Source organism: Actinoplanes sp. NPDC051346, from assembly GCF_040682215.1.
Classification (GTDB): domain Bacteria; phylum Actinomycetota; class Actinomycetes; order Mycobacteriales; family Micromonosporaceae; genus Actinoplanes.
The window spans coordinates 235424-249083 of the sequence record NZ_JBFBAJ010000009.1; the positions used below are offsets into that span (position 1 = coordinate 235424).

Sequence of the window (13660 nt, forward strand, 5' to 3'; positions counted from 1 at the left end):
ATCGGCGAATTCTGTCAGAAGCGCATCTATCGCCGATCCTCGCACCGGTTACGAAGAGGGCCACCGCGGCGAGATACGCCGGCTCACGAACGGTGCCGGACTACGACACCGGGCTGGGTGGGCTGCTCGTCTGCCGGTCGGCGAAGGCCTGGACGGTCCGCGAGGTGAGGTGCCGGTGCAGCCTCACCAGCTGACCCACCTCCCGGCGCATGGTGGACGCGGTGGCGCGTACGTCCGGGAGCAGGTCCGGGCCGGGCTCCTGATCGGTCCTCGGCGCGCCGGCGCGGGCCTCGCGGCGGGTCGTCTCGACCCAGCAGGCGATGGCGACGAGACGTTGCCGGTCGGTCTCCCCCACGGCGTGCTCCGCGGCGTCGCGGAGCAGAGCGGGCGTCGCCCAGCCGTCGTGCAGGTAGGTGATGCTGTCGCGGATCTCGACGACCCGCTGGTGCAGCAATTCCCAGGCGTTGCCGCGGCCGGCGAGGTCGGCCGTCCGCGACACCGGCTCGTGCAGGACGAGGTCGGGCGTCGACTCCCTCAGCAGCGACCACAGGCCGTACAGCCGCTGCCGGCGTCCCCAGTACACGATGGCCTTTCTCATCGGTTCGAGGGCGGCGACGGAGCAGGCGAGGGCGACCACGACGAAGCGGGCGAAGGAGCACCAGAAACCGGCCACCGCGAGCTCCGCGGGGGTGCCCGGAACGAACCACCGGATGGCGCGGATCACCAGGTACGGCAGTTCGGCGCCGACGCCGACCGTCAGGGCGAGCATGCTGTAGCGCAGGAGCGGGCCGCGAATCGACCGGGCGGTACGCCAGAAGATGGCCGAGGCGGCGGTCGCGGTCACCGTCCCGTACGCGATCCAGGCGATGGCGTAGGCGATCCACCAGCCGTGGGCTTCCTTGCCGAACCGGTCGGCCTCGGGGGTGACGACGAACAGCAGGACGGCGGCCGTGGCCATCGCCCCGGCGGCCAGCAGCGGCGCCCAGCGGGCCGGGCCGGGGTGGGTGTCGCGGCGCAGATGCAGGGCGAACCACCACACGGCCGCGAAGTCGGTGAGCGCGACCAGGGACACGACCAGGTCGCTCAGGTGCGCCACCCCGGTCACGCCGTCGATCCACTGTGCGACGCCGGCCTGGATCACGACCGATCCGGTCGCCAGGCACAGCAGCACGATCCAGGCGGGCCGCTGTCGGCGCCGCAGGATCGCCGGGATCCGCAGGATCAGGACGGCCCAGACGACGACGAAAATGACGCCGCGGAGGTCTTCGACCCAGCTCGGCACGTCACGCACGGGAGGCTCCGAACAATTCCCCTGCTCGCCGTTCCGTCACGCTCAGGTCGCGCGGGGGCCGCTGGCCCGCCGCCCTCAACACCATCGAGGCGAAGGTCTCGGCGACCTCCTCTTCGATGCTGTCGCAGAGCCGGGCCCTGCCCTGCTCCGCGCGGCCCGCGGCGCCCGTCCGGGTCATCTCGGCCACCACCGCCGGTCGGGGCACGCCGTGTCCGGCGAGGATGTGGCACAGCTCGTGCAGGATGATGTGGTCCCGGTAGTAGCCGGTGGCCGAGGCACGGTGGATGATCCGGTCGCTGACGCCGTCGTCGTACCAGAGGCCCGATGGCAGGCCCCGCAGGGTGACCGCGTGCACGCTCAGCGGCCGGCCCCGCATCCGCGCCGCGTCCCGGCAGAGCGCCTCGATGCTCCAGGGCTCGGGCAACTCCGGAAGGCTGGCGACGAGCCTGCCGGCGATGGCGCGCGTGTACTTGGACGTCAAGATCCTCTCCGTTTCCCGCCCCGGAGGGCATCGCCGGCTCACCCTTGGTCGTTGCTGTCGCGCGCGTCCTTGACCATGTGGATGGCTTTTTCGATCGCCGCGAGTTCCTCCGGCCGCAGGGAGGAGAAACGCATCGCGAGAGTTTCGGCGGACGGCGTGCCAGCCGGCACCGGCTCCGACGAGGGCATGAGTGCGGTGGGAGGCACGCCGAGGAACCGGGCGAGGACGGCCCTCGTCCGGTCGGTGATGTTGACAGCGCCACCGCTGAGGATGTTGTGCATGTGACCGTGCGAGATGGTGTCGCCCTCGTTGGCGTCCCGGATGTGCCGGGACAGGACCCGCACGGACGGGACGCGGCCCCGGCCGTACCGGTCTTCCAGCAGCCTGAGGACCGTGCCGGCCAGCCAGAATCCTGACGTGTCGCCGGCGGGCGTGCTGCTCATGTGGTCACCTCGTCAGGTCGGATCGGCGCGGATGCCGGCGAACAGGTCCTGCTCGGGAAGCGATGCCCCGCTGCGATCCCAGGTGCGGATGTAGGTCTCGCGGCCGAGGACCGGCGGCAACTCCCCGGTGAAGAGCCGCTCGATCCAGGTGCCCCGGATCTGGCTGGCGTGGGCGAGGATGGCGGCCTGCTTGCGCGCCAGCACCGTCGTGACGTCGACGGTCGTGGTGACGCGCTCGTCCACCCGCAGCGTCTCGGCGCTGATCTCGGGCTCGGCGGAGGCGTCGCGGATTCCCGCCCGCACCGCCGCCTGGTGGATCTCGGTCCAGTACGACGCGCCGAGGGCCACCGCGTAGACCTTCCGCGGGATGCCGGTGCGCTCCACCGCCCGGTGGGTCGCCACGGCGGCGTGGGTGTGGTCGGGGTGAAAATGGACCTCGGGGTCGTAGGTCACCACCACCTGCGGGCGGTGCCGCTCGATGAGGGCGCCGACGCGGTCGGCGACGGTCTCGACGGGCACGTCGCGGAACGCCCCGGAGCGCGGCGATCCCTCGTCGTTCGTCCCGGAATCGCGGTAGCCGAGCAGTTCGAGGTGGTGCACGCCGAGGTGCCCGCACGCGTCGCGCAGCTCCGCGAGACGGACCTCGGCCACCGCCGACGGATCATGGTCCGGTTCGCCGGGCCGGGCGCCCGACGGGTCGGTGCCGAGCTCCCCGCCGGTGCAGGTGACCAGCACGACCCGCACGCCCTCGCGGGCGTAGTGCGCGAGAATGCCGCCGGTATTGGTGGACTCCGGCCCGGGGTGGGCGTGCACCACCATCAGCACCAACTCTTGCGGGGAGGCCATCGCCGGAACGGTCCTTTCGTAGGCGGACGCCACGGGGTGGTGTCAGTGTACGGTCCCGTCGATCCCATTCGGAGATCGACTACCTCGTATTCCACAACGGACAGAACGACGAGGCTGGTGGCGAAGGCCCCAGCCGCCGTCCACTGTGTCGTCTTTTGTACTTGACACTGCCGCGACGGCCTCCCTAGGCTCGATCGGGTCACCGGAATCGGGTCGCGATCACGATTTCGAAAATGACATTCTCGCTACATTCCTGTGACATTTCGCCATCGACACCGGTCACATCCACTTGTCGCCCTGGGCGCCACGGCGATCATCGGGGGCGTCGCGCTCAGGACGTCGAGTCGCGGCCGGTCGGACACCGCCTCAGGAGGTCTTCCCATGGCCAGACAAGTCATCACCGTGCTGACCGACGACCTTGACGGCGGCAGCGCCGACCGTACGGTCGAGTTCGGCATCGACGGCGTGAGCTACACCATCGACCTGTCCGACTCGAACGCCGGGCGGCTGCGGACGGCACTGGGGCCGTTCGTCACCGCCGCGACCCGCGTCGGCCACCGCGGCACCGACGGTCGCCGATCCGACCACCACGCCCCGGAGCCCCGGCACCGGAGCGGCCGTGACCTGAACCAGGCGATCCGCGAATGGGCCTGCCGGCACGGCTACACGGTCTCCGGTCGGGGCCGGATGCCCCTTTCGGTGGTGGAGGTCTTCCACCACGCGCACTGACGGCCGGTGCTCAGCCGCCGTACTCCTCGATGATCTGCGCCTCCGGCCCGTCGTCCCAGTACGCCGTGATGACCGAAGTGTGCGAAGGGCCGGTCAGCCGCACGACGACCACCGTGTCACTGTCGCGGCTCACGCTCGCCACGTACCCGAAGCTGGGCTCGGTGTCGATCACGTCGATCCGGGTCGACGAGTAGGCGACGATCGCGTCGCCGCCGTCGGCGGGGACGCGGTAGCGCGGGCGAGTGTCAGGCGTCGGGGATCGCGACGGGGTCACCGACGGGGTCGCCGTGGCCGGGCGGGACGTCGGCGGCGCGGCCCGGGTGGGGGTCGACGACGGCGTCCGGGTGGGCCGCGCCGACGAACGGCTGGGCTTCGGCTTGGTCGGAGCGGGGGTGACCGTGGGATCGGCCGGCCCGAAACGGACCTCCGTGTACCGTCTGTTCACATCGATGGCCACCGGCGCCTCGGCGGTGATCGCGGGGGCGATGCCGACCCGGACCCCGAGCCAGGACACCGTGACGGCCGCGCTCGCCGCCACCAGCCACGCAACGACGAATCTCCAGCTCCGGCCCATGATTACATTCTGCCTCAGCGATGAGAAGATTGTGAGCATGGCTCAGGTGCTGGTGATCGAGGACGACCGGGACATTCGGGAAGCCATCGACCGCTTACTGTCGGTGACCGGGCATGTCGTGCGGCTGTGCGCCGCCGCCCTCGACGGGCTGCGTGAGCTGGCCAGTTGGGAGCCCGACGTCGTGGTTCTCGACCTCAACCTGCCCGACCTCGACGGCGCGACGGTGCTGCGCCGCATCCGGGCCACCTCCGCGGTGCCGGTCGTCGTCGCGACCGCCCGCGGCGCGGAGAGCGAGATGATCCGCCTGCTCCGCGCGGGAGCGGACGACTACGTGGTCAAGCCGTACTCCGCCGAGCAACTCGAGGCGCGGATCGCGGCGGTGCTGCGGCGCGGGGCGGCGCCCGAGGCGTCCACGTTGACGCTGGGCGGCCTCGAGCTCGATCCGGAGGCGCGTACGGCCTCGCTCGACGGCGCTCCGCTGCAGCTCTCCCGGCTCGAGTTCGACCTGCTGGCCTATCTCATGCAGCGGGCCGGCAAGGTGGTGACCCGCCGCCAACTTCTCGACGAGGTCTGGTGCTCGGAGAGCCGGTCCCTCGAGACGGTCGACGTCCACGTCACCTGGCTGCGGCGCAAGCTGGGCGAGCGGGCCGCGGCGCCGCGATACCTGCACACCGTACGCGGGGTGGGCATCAGACTGTCCGCGCCGAGCGACGCGGCCTGAGCTACCGCCGGGCGTGCACCCCGGGCCTCGCGCCGCCGAGGCGGGACCACCACCGGCGCGGTCGCGGCGGTGCCGGCGCCTCCTCGGCGGCCATGCCGAGGGTCAGCACGACGCGGGCACCACCGAGATCGCCGCGGCCGACGGTGAGCCGGCCCCCGGTGTCGGCCGCGAGACGTCGGGCGATGTCCAGGCCCAGTCCGGTCGAGTCGGCGTCGCTGGCGCCGCGCGACACGGCCGCCTCGGGATCGCGGAAGCCGGGCCCGGCGTCCTCTACCGTCACCGAGGCCCCGTCGGGGTCGCGCCGCACGGACACCCGACACGCGGCCGAATCCGGCGTGTGGTGGAAGACGTTGCCCAACAGGACGTCCAGGGCCTCGGCGATGACCGAGAACGCCGCCGGCACGATGATGCCGCTCTCGGGCGGATCGGCCTGCCACGGCCGGCCTTGGTCCTCGGCCAGCGCGCCCCAGAATTCCGTCCGGTCGGCCACCACGGCGCCCAGGTCACACCGCAGCCGGGGCCGCGCCGCCAGGGGCCGGGCGGCCTCCACGATGACCGCGTTGATCTCGTTCTCCAACCGGTCGACCATCCGCACGTGACGGTCCCGGTCGGGGCCGGCGGGCAGCGTCTCGGTGTTCAGCCGCAGCGCCGTCAGCGGCACCCGCAGCCGGTGCGACAGGTTGGCCGCCAGCGCCCGCTCCGTCGCCAGCAGCTCGACGAAACGCTCGGCGAGGACGTTGAGCGCGCCGCCGACCTCCTCGATCTCCTGCGGTCCACTCGGCCGCACCCGGGCGTGCAGGCTGCCGCCGCCCAGGCTGGCGGCGGTCCGGGCGAGATCGCGGCTCGCGCGCACCACCCGCGCGGCGAGCCGGTCCGCGAGGAAGGTCGACACCCCCACCAGCACGATCGCCTCGCCGAGGAGCACCAGCCAGGCCAGGCCGACCCCCGAGCGGAGCGAGGCCGCCGGCACGTACACCTCGATCACCGCGATGAGCCCCTCGGGCAGGGCCACCGGCCGCAGATACGCCCGGCCCCCGTCCACCTCGACGGTCCCGGCGATCTGCTGCTGCCGGACCTGCGCGACGGTCGCGGAATCGACCCGCGAGGCGCCCACGGCGCCCAACGCCGGCAGGTGCGCGGCGAGCCGGCCATCGTGACCTGCCTGCGTGCTTTCGATGGAATTGAGGACGAGGTCGCGGTCCTTGGCGACCACCACGACGGCCGACAGGCCGAGCGCCTGCCGTTCCGCCTCGCGCATCGCGCGGTCCTGCGCCGCGGTGTAGACGAGCATGGCGAGGGGGATGACGAACGCCAGCGCCACCAGCGTCGTCACCGCGAGAGCGACGCGAACGTAACTACGTCTCATTCCAGAAGTACCGCCGGTCGAAAGATCAGGCGCCGACCATAGCGGTTGGGGGCGGCCCGTGCCCACCACGGTCCGCCCCCAACCTGTGCCCCTGACCTAGAAGGTCAGGCCCCAGGAACGCAATGTGCCGGTGTCACCCGAGAACAGGTCGCGCACCCGCAGCTTCCAGGTGCCGCTCGCCTGCTCCGCCGACGCGTCGACGGTCTGGCTGAGCTTGACGTCGTCGGCCCGGTCGAACCGGCTCGCCTTCTTGATCAGGTATGCCGTGCCGTCCGGCGCCACCAGGTGGATCTCCAGGTCACCCCGGAAGGGGTGTGCGATGTCGACGTCCACCGTCAGGGCGGCCGGCGCCGAACCCTGCCGCCGCACCGTGATCGGGGACTCGACGGCCGCCCGGTCACGGATTCCGAAATCCGCCTCGTTCGCGACCCGGGTGCCGGCCGGCTCCACCGGCGCCCGCACCCCGGTCAGCTTCCACGCGGCGTACGCGGCCACGTCGGTGTGGGTGTCCAGCGCGGCGGCGCCGACGTTGTCGAGCGTGTCGCAGTCCTTGTGGTAGCAGGGGTCGAACGGCTGCCCCGCCTTGCCGCCCCACCGCTGCGCCTGGGCCTGGCTCATCGACGGCGCGAGGCTCAGCGTCGCGGTGCCGCCGCTGGGGATGCCCGCCGCCATGAAGGAGGCGTGGTCCGACCGGCCGCGCAGGCCGACGCCCTCGGACTCGATGCTCTCTGCCGCGAAGCCCTCCTCGAAGGCCTCGGTGATGAACCCGCCCTTGGCGTCATCGTTGTAGACGAAGTAGCCCGGATTGGGCGAACCGATCATGTCGAAGTTGAGGTAGGCGGTGACCTTGGCCTTCTCGGCGGCGGACAGCGAGGCCACGTACGCCTTGGATCCGACCAGGCCCTCCTCCTCCGCACCCCACCAGCCGAAGCGGATGGCCTTGTCGCCCTTGGCGCCGGAGGCGGCGTAGGTCAGGGCGACCTCCAGGACGCCGGCGGAGCCGCTGCCGTTGTCGTTGATGCCGGGGCCCTCGTCGACGCTGTCCAGGTGCGCACCGAGCATCACGACCTGGTTCGGGTCTCCGCGATCGGGCAGGTCGGCGATCAGGTTGAAGCCGGTCTTGCCGCCGGAGGTGAACTGGTGGATCCGGGTCGTGTAGCCCGCGGCGTCCAGCTTCTGCTTGACGTAGTCGAGCGACGCCTTGTAGCCGGCGGTGCCGTGCGCCCGGTTGCCGCCGTTGTCCTCGGCGATGCGGGCGAACTCCCGCAGGTGCGCCTCGACCTTGGCGCCGTCGACGTCGGGCGCCGCGACACTCTCGTCGCCGGTCGTCGTGGGCGTCGAGGGCTTCGGAGCCGGGGTGGACGCGGACGGCGTGGGCTTCGGCGCGGGGTTGGTCGGCGGCGTGCACGTGGGGTCGTTCCGCGACGGAACGCTCACCGCGTCCCAGGCGGCCTTGACGGCGTCGAACTCGACGCAGCCGTTCGGGTGCAGCTCCCGGGTGGCGTCCAGGGTCGCCTTGCGGACCTGGGAGTACGTCCAGCCGGAGGTCTTACGCAGCAGCGCGTGGTAGTAGATCTCGCCCGCCTGCCAGAGGCCGATGCCGGTGACCGACTTGCCGTCGCAGGTGGGGCTGGCCGGCTTGCCCGCGGGCTTGGAACCCTCCGCGGCCAGGTAGAACCAGTGGTTCAGCGGTCCGGCCGCCGAGTGCACCTCGGTGCGCGGGATGGCCGTGGACCAGCAGTTCGGGTCGCCGCTCTTGGACGGGTCGAACATGGTACGAATCGGGCCGTCGCCGACCAGATCGACCTTCTCGCCGACGAGGTAGTCGGCCGGGTCGTTCGGGTTGGCGGCGAAGTGCTCGGCGAGCGTGCCGAAGATGTCGCCGGTCCCCTCGTTGATGCCGCCGGTCTCGTTCGACGTGCCCCGGCTGCCGCCCGGAGTGTGGCAGAACACGCCGTGGCCCAGCTCGTGCGCCACCACGTCGATCGAGTTGACCTGCCGGGCGTTGTCCTCCGTGTGCCCGTACTTGGTCTGGTCGCGGCTGGCGTCGCCGTTGCCGGCGCAGCTGTAGAACGCGTTGACGTCGTCCAGGCCGACGAACATGGTGGCGGTCCGCCCCTTGCCGTCGATGCCGTCCCGGTCGAACTTGCTCTTCAGCATGTCCCACATCGTGGCGCCGGCGAACTGGGTGTCGACCGCGCCGGTCACGAGGTCGGTGGCGCGGCCGTTGCCCCAGGTGTCGTCGGCGTCGGTGAAGGCCCGCCCACCGGACTCGTTCACGGTGCGCATGTTGCCGCGCGCCGGGTCGCGCATCTCGAACTGGCCGCCGCTGCCGGCCGTACCGATCTGCACCTTGCCGTTGTAGTGGCCGTTGCCGGTGCCCCCGGCGATCTCGTCCCAGGACCCGACGTAGGAGCCGGTCCGGGCGTCGACGAACGCGTGCACCCGGCTCGGACCGTGGTCGGCGTGGCCGTCGACGACGACCTCCCACACCAGCCGGCCGCCCTCCTCCGCGATCACCCCGAGCTTCGGGGCGCCACTGACGGCACCGGGGTGCTTACGCAGCGCGGTGGCGCTCGCCTTCTTCGCGGTCACCTTGGCCTTGGTGGACACCTTCAGCGGGCCGGCCCCGGCGGCGCTCCCCCGGACGATGCCGTCGCGGTCGGTGACCACGACGGCGTCACCACCGACGAAAACCGGCAGATCTTTATAGGTACGGGCGTAGCTGACGTAGTTCAGGCCGCGCCCGGTGGAGGTCACCTGCTGGCGGCTGAACTTCTCCTCCGCACCCTTCGTGAAACCTGTCGAGGCACCGGTGACGTACTGGTCGGCGGCGGCCATGCTGACGGCCAGCCGGTCAGCCGCATCCGGCGGCGCCGCCCCGGAGCTGAGCGTGTAGCCGGCGGTGACGACCGCACCCGCGCCGAGGACGGCGAGCGTGACGCCACCGAAGACGGTCGCACGGAGCGCCGCTCTGCTCTTCCTCGCATGTTTCACGAGTGTTCCTCCCCAGGCCCGAATCGATCATCGTGACGCTGGGAGTTTGGGCGGCGGCGCCTTAAGGGCACCGGAAGGTTCGCTATCGGAGCGGTAACGGCGCTACCGCTTCACGCCCCTGTCACCGATAGCTCACATAGGGTATCGACGGATCGCCGATCCTTGTTCGCGTCGTGGGCCCCGGTGTCGAACCGGGCCGTCCACCCTTATGAGGGGTGGCTGAGCAGCCAACGCTCTCCCACGTCCCACACTCTCCAGTGGATGGCGGTGCAGAGGCCTCGCCCGGAGTCGAACCGGAAGGGTCACCCGCTTTGCAGGCGGGGCGCTCCACCCGGAACGCCACGAGGCCGTCATTCACAGCGGAGGGTGCAGGGATCGAACCTGCGCAGGACGATCAGCCCTGTCGACGGCGTAGCAAGCCGCAGCCTTCCCACTCGGCCAACCCTCCAAAGTGCGTGCGTGGTACCCGAGACGCGATTCGAACGCGCACTGTGCTGGTTCTAAGCCAGCCGCCTCCTACCATTTGGGCTACCCGGGCGTGCGTGCCCTCGGCGCGATTCGAACGCGCACTGGACGGTCCCTCAGACCGTTGCCTCTGCCGTTGGGCTACGAGGGCGGGTGAGCTGCGAGCGGAGGATTCGAACCCCCAATCTCCCGGTTCAGAGCCGGGCGTGCTGCCGGTTGCACCAGCTCGCATCGACCGGCCGGCGGGGGTAGCGGTCCCGCCGGCCGGCCCGTCAGCGCTCGGTGAACGCGGCCCAGCCGGGAACCCAGGGAGAGGTCCGCAGCGCCATCCCGGCCTCGGCCGGGGTCCGGTCACCCTTGCGCTGATTGCAGCGACCACAGGCCGCCACGGTGTTCAGCCAGGAATTCGCCCCGCCGCGCGAACGCGGCAGAACGTGATCGATGGTGGCGGCCGCCTTGCCGCAGTAAGCGCAGTGCCGACCGTCGCGAGTCAACACGCCGGCCCGCGACCACGCCGGGCCACGACCATGCCGCCAGCGGGTCACCACGTACGCGACCAACCGCACGACCCTCGGCATCGGGTAGACACCGATCAGCCGGTCGGGCTCGGCATCATGAATCTCGGCGACCCGGCGGCACAACATCCGGATCGCGTGCTTGAGGCTGACCCGGTGCAACGGGCCGAGGTCGGCGTTCACCACGAGGACCGCGGTCACCGGGTCCACCTCCTTCCTATGTCATCGTCATCAATGCTGGACACGAGCGGCTACGGGGAGTCGAACCCCGGTCTCCGCCATGGCAAGGCGGCGCACTGACCGTTGTGCTACAGCCACAGATCGCACCTGAACGGCGCGAGGTTTCGGGTCAAGCCCGCCCGAACCGGGCGGTGCCTGCCACGTGGACCTGGACGGAATCGAACCGCCGACCCCCGGTCTGCCGAACCGGTGCGCTACCGCTGCGCCACAAGCCCCTTACGCCCGGCGGCCCTGTGAGAAAGAGCCGCCGGATATACCTGCCATCCACTGTTGAGTTGATAGAGAACAATTCCACTGAACCTATTCAGGGCACGCACGGGCGGCAGGATTCGAACCCGCAACCATCGGTGTTGGAAACCGGTGCTCTATACCGTTGAGCTACACCCGTAAGACAATTCCGGGCAACGAAAAAGCCGCCCGTTCCTCGAGGTCGGAGGTGGGCGGCGTAGGCGCAGACGCTGCTGCCCTATCCGCTCCACCGCTTCAGACCAAGACTGGGTTCGCCGCCTCGGAGCTGCGGCTTGACCGCCATGAGGGGCATGGCAAACCCACACGCCGCCCACGGCTGGGCGATGGCGCAACTCGGCTGCCACGACATGACGGTTCAACTCCCCTCGAGGTTTGCGGTGCGGTGCCGCCGTCAATGATGGCCGACGCCGCTGTTTCGGTCAACGCTTTTGTGAGCTGAATTTCATGCCCCGTCGGCGTTGGTGGATAGTCTGCCCAATGGGCCTGGCCCACGCCAACTATTTACCGCGGCAATCCGGAATGCCCGCCGGGCAAAGTTGCGTGCCGGGAAACTTCGGTGCCGATCTGACCCGCGGGCGGCTCTCGTGCGTACCGATGGGTGGCACCGACAGGCAGGGAGGCCACCGGAATGCAGGAGAGTCCACACACCGGAGACCACGCCGGCGAGTCCCCCGACCAGCCGGCACCACGACCGCCCGCTCCTTCGCAGGAGGCCGGCGGTCGGCTGGCCTCCTGGATGGCGACCGTCGAACACGCCAGCCCGCCCATCCTCGGCGACGTCCCCGCCGACCCGCCCGCGAGCTGTCCCGACGCGCCGTTGCCGGGCGACGAGCCCACAGTCGAGTGGCCCGTCATCACCGACTTCACCTCCGAGGACGACGACCCGCCCAGGGATGCCGCGCGCGAAGCTACGGCGCCCGAAACCAGTCCAGATGACGTGGGGACGGCATTGGTCGGCCGCCCGCGCGACCGGGCGCCGGGGCGACGCAGGCTGGTCGGGGCCGGCCTCGCCACCGCCGCCCTGCTGCTCATCGGCGTGAGCGTCACCCTGCTCGCCCGCGACACCGACGCCCCCGGCGGCGTCGGCGGCCGCCGCGGCCCGGTCGCCGCTGCCCCGGCTGACTCAGGCGCCCCGGCCCCCGCCCAACCCGACGAACCCCCCGTCGCGGACCGCCCCGCGCCGGGCCGTAGCACGACGGCGCCGCTGGACGGCCGCACGGCGGCGGGCTTCGAGGTGGTCGACGGCGCAACGGCCGTCACGCTGCGCACGACCGACCTCGGCGACCGCCTCTACACAGTCAGCACGCCACCGGACAGTGCCGTCGTGCCGCGCGCCGCCGAGCAGGACGGCCGGGTCCGGCTGTTCCTCGACCGGGCCGGAGGCCACCGCCCGGCAACGGTCGACATCGCACTGACCTCACGGGTGCGCTGGGACCTGCGGGTGGCGGGCGGCGCCAGCCTCAACACCATCGACCTGAGCGACGGCGGAGTCAGCGGGGTGGACCTGACCGGCGGCGCGAGCCGAATCAACCTGATCCTGCCGCGCCCCGACGGCACCCTCAGCGTGCGGATGACCGGCGGCGTCAGCCTCTTCGACGTCCGCACGGCCGACCGGGTCCCCGTGCGGGTACGCGTCGGCGGCGGCGCCGACCAGGTCGTGCTGAACGGCCACAGCCACTCACGGGTCGCCGCGGGGTCGCTGTTCACCCCGGCGAGCTGGGCCAGGGCCGCCGACCGCATCGACGTGGACGCGGCCGCCGGCATGTCCGCGCTCACCCTCGCCACCACGGAGCGGCCCTGACCGACGAAGGCCGATCACGACTCCCCGGCCTACGCTGACCGCATGGATCTTCTCGTGGTGGGCGGCAGCGGCTTCCTGGGCCGGGAGGTCGTCCGACAGGCTCGAGAGACCGGAGCCCGAGTCACGGCGACCTTCCACAGCCGAGCGTCGCCGATCTCCGACGTCGACTGGCGAGCACTCGACATCCGGCATCGCGACGAGGTGACCGCGCTGGTCACGCGCCTCCGCCCCGCCACGATCATCAACGCCGCGTACCGGCAGGCGGACTGGGCGACCACCGCCGACGGCGGCATGCACGTCGCGGTGGCGGCAGCGGCGGCCGACGCCCGGCTCGTGCACGTGTCCAGCGACGCGATCTTCTCCGGCCGGGCGGGCCGCTACGACGAGACGTCCCCGCCCGACCCCACCACGCCGTACGGCGCCGCCAAAGCCGCGGCCGAGACGGCGGTCAAGGGCATCGACCCCGCCGCCGTCATCGCGCGGACCTCACTCATCATCGGAGACGGCGACTCGGTGCACGAACAGTTGGTGCACGCGCTCGCGTCCGGCACTTCGACGGGCGTCCTGTTCACCGACGACATCCGGTGCCCGGTCCACGTCGGCGACCTCGCCTCGGCGCTGCTGGAGTTGGCCGCCTCCGCACACTCCGGCATCCACCACGTCGCGGGCACCGACGCCCTCAGCCGCCACCAACTCGGCGGCCTCATCGCCCGGCGCGACGGCCTCGACGAGGCCGCGCTACCCACCGGCCAGCGCGCCACGAACGGCCCACCCGGACCCCTCGACGTCCGCCTGGACTGCACCACGACCCAGTCCCGCCTCACCACCCGCCTCCGCGGCGCCCACGAATTCCTCAATCCGGCGCGTCGTGGCTAGTCATGCGGCTACTTGCAATACGCACAGTTGACGCTTCGCTATCTCACGCCTACCTAAAGTCCGGCT

At 71.3% G+C, this 13660-nt stretch carries 12 protein-coding genes and 8 tRNA genes; 4 read left to right on the top strand and 16 right to left on the bottom strand.

Features of this window, described 5'->3' with window-relative positions:
• Positions 1 to 100: 100 nt before the first annotated feature.
• Genes AB0M36_RS23355 through AB0M36_RS23370 form a run of 4 tightly spaced genes read right to left on the bottom strand, consistent with a single transcriptional unit; the run spans position 101 to position 3061 of the window.
• On the bottom strand, positions 101 to 1291 hold the full coding sequence (locus tag AB0M36_RS23355) for an MAB_1171c family putative transporter (protein WP_364160818.1): 1191 nt from the start codon (positions 1289 to 1291) through the stop codon (positions 101 to 103).
• Positions 1284 to 1772 (bottom strand): hypothetical protein, encoded by a 489-nt coding sequence (locus AB0M36_RS23360; RefSeq protein ID WP_364160820.1) that lies wholly within the window; start codon positions 1770 to 1772, stop codon positions 1284 to 1286. The genes AB0M36_RS23355 and AB0M36_RS23360 overlap by 8 nt, the downstream gene beginning before the upstream one ends.
• 38 nt (positions 1773 to 1810) lie before the next feature.
• Entirely contained in the window at positions 1811 to 2215 is a 405-nt protein-coding gene (locus tag AB0M36_RS23365) for a hypothetical protein (RefSeq protein WP_364160822.1), read from the bottom strand.
• Between the two features lie 12 nt (positions 2216 to 2227).
• Positions 2228 to 3061 (bottom strand): PIG-L family deacetylase, encoded by an 834-nt coding sequence (locus tag AB0M36_RS23370; protein ID WP_364160824.1) that lies wholly within the window; start codon positions 3059 to 3061, stop codon positions 2228 to 2230.
• 381 nt (positions 3062 to 3442) lie between these two features.
• On the opposite strand from AB0M36_RS23370, the gene AB0M36_RS23375 reads away from it, so the two are divergent.
• Positions 3443 to 3790: an Lsr2 family protein gene (locus AB0M36_RS23375; protein WP_364160826.1), complete on the top strand. Its 348-nt coding sequence runs from the start codon at positions 3443 to 3445 to the stop codon at positions 3788 to 3790.
• A 10-nt stretch (positions 3791 to 3800) separates the two neighbouring features.
• On the opposite strand, the gene AB0M36_RS23380 is transcribed toward AB0M36_RS23375, so the two are convergent.
• Entirely contained in the window at positions 3801 to 4364 is a 564-nt protein-coding gene (locus AB0M36_RS23380; RefSeq protein ID WP_364160828.1) for a hypothetical protein, read from the bottom strand.
• 46 nt (positions 4365 to 4410) lie between these two features.
• Between AB0M36_RS23380 and AB0M36_RS23385 the strand changes: the two genes are divergently transcribed.
• Positions 4411 to 5085: a response regulator transcription factor gene (locus tag AB0M36_RS23385; RefSeq protein WP_364161062.1), complete on the top strand. Its 675-nt coding sequence runs from the start codon at positions 4411 to 4413 to the stop codon at positions 5083 to 5085.
• A 1-nt stretch (position 5086) separates the two neighbouring features.
• Here the strand turns inward: AB0M36_RS23385 and AB0M36_RS23390 are convergent, their stop codons facing one another.
• The 11 genes from AB0M36_RS23390 to AB0M36_RS23440 form a co-directional block, all read right to left on the bottom strand.
• Positions 5087 to 6451 (bottom strand): HAMP domain-containing sensor histidine kinase, encoded by a 1365-nt coding sequence (locus AB0M36_RS23390; RefSeq protein ID WP_364160830.1) that lies wholly within the window; start codon positions 6449 to 6451, stop codon positions 5087 to 5089.
• Positions 6452 to 6547: 96 nt separating this feature from the next.
• On the bottom strand, positions 6548 to 9448 hold the full coding sequence (locus tag AB0M36_RS23395) for a M28 family peptidase (RefSeq protein WP_364160832.1): 2901 nt from the start codon (positions 9446 to 9448) through the stop codon (positions 6548 to 6550).
• A gap of 273 nt (positions 9449 to 9721) precedes the next feature.
• Positions 9722 to 9797, bottom strand: a tRNA-Cys gene (locus AB0M36_RS23400).
• A gap of 11 nt (positions 9798 to 9808) precedes the next feature.
• Positions 9809 to 9896 (bottom strand) — tRNA-Ser (locus AB0M36_RS23405).
• Between the two features lie 12 nt (positions 9897 to 9908).
• Positions 9909 to 9986, bottom strand: a tRNA-Leu gene (locus tag AB0M36_RS23410).
• A 5-nt stretch (positions 9987 to 9991) separates the two neighbouring features.
• Positions 9992 to 10064, bottom strand: a tRNA-Leu gene (locus tag AB0M36_RS23415).
• 7 nt (positions 10065 to 10071) lie between these two features.
• A tRNA-Gln gene (locus tag AB0M36_RS23420) sits at positions 10072 to 10144 on the bottom strand.
• 41 nt (positions 10145 to 10185) lie between these two features.
• On the bottom strand, positions 10186 to 10629 hold the full coding sequence (locus AB0M36_RS23425) for an HNH endonuclease (RefSeq protein WP_364160834.1): 444 nt from the start codon (positions 10627 to 10629) through the stop codon (positions 10186 to 10188).
• A gap of 45 nt (positions 10630 to 10674) precedes the next feature.
• Positions 10675 to 10746: transfer RNA gene (locus AB0M36_RS23430), tRNA-Gly, on the bottom strand.
• A gap of 65 nt (positions 10747 to 10811) precedes the next feature.
• Positions 10812 to 10883 (bottom strand) — tRNA-Ala (locus AB0M36_RS23435).
• 99 nt (positions 10884 to 10982) lie between these two features.
• Positions 10983 to 11056 (bottom strand) — tRNA-Trp (locus tag AB0M36_RS23440).
• Positions 11057 to 11545: 489 nt separating this feature from the next.
• On the opposite strand from AB0M36_RS23440, the gene AB0M36_RS23445 reads away from it, so the two are divergent.
• Positions 11546 to 12718: a hypothetical protein gene (locus AB0M36_RS23445; protein WP_364160836.1), complete on the top strand. Its 1173-nt coding sequence runs from the start codon at positions 11546 to 11548 to the stop codon at positions 12716 to 12718.
• A 42-nt stretch (positions 12719 to 12760) separates the two neighbouring features.
• Positions 12761 to 13594 (top strand): sugar nucleotide-binding protein, encoded by an 834-nt coding sequence (locus AB0M36_RS23450; protein WP_364160838.1) that lies wholly within the window; start codon positions 12761 to 12763, stop codon positions 13592 to 13594.
• Positions 13595 to 13660: the final 66 nt, after the last annotated feature.

What these genes read in the sequence shown, in the direction of transcription:
- AB0M36_RS23365 (WP_364160822.1), bottom strand. Translation starts at nt 2,215, where the DNA reads ATGAGCAGCACGCCCGCCGGCGACACGTCAGGATTCTGGCTGGCCGGC.
- AB0M36_RS23450 (WP_364160838.1), top strand. Translation starts at nt 12,761, where the DNA reads ATGGATCTTCTCGTGGTGGGCGGCAGCGGCTTCCTGGGCCGGGAGGTC.
- AB0M36_RS23390 (WP_364160830.1), bottom strand. Translation starts at nt 6,451, where the DNA reads ATGAGACGTAGTTACGTTCGCGTCGCTCTCGCGGTGACGACGCTGGTG.
- AB0M36_RS23370 (WP_364160824.1), bottom strand. Translation starts at nt 3,061, where the DNA reads ATGGCCTCCCCGCAAGAGTTGGTGCTGATGGTGGTGCACGCCCACCCC.
- AB0M36_RS23380 (WP_364160828.1), bottom strand. Translation starts at nt 4,364, where the DNA reads ATGGGCCGGAGCTGGAGATTCGTCGTTGCGTGGCTGGTGGCGGCGAGC.
- AB0M36_RS23375 (WP_364160826.1), top strand. Translation starts at nt 3,443, where the DNA reads ATGGCCAGACAAGTCATCACCGTGCTGACCGACGACCTTGACGGCGGC.
- AB0M36_RS23445 (WP_364160836.1), top strand. Translation starts at nt 11,546, where the DNA reads ATGCAGGAGAGTCCACACACCGGAGACCACGCCGGCGAGTCCCCCGAC.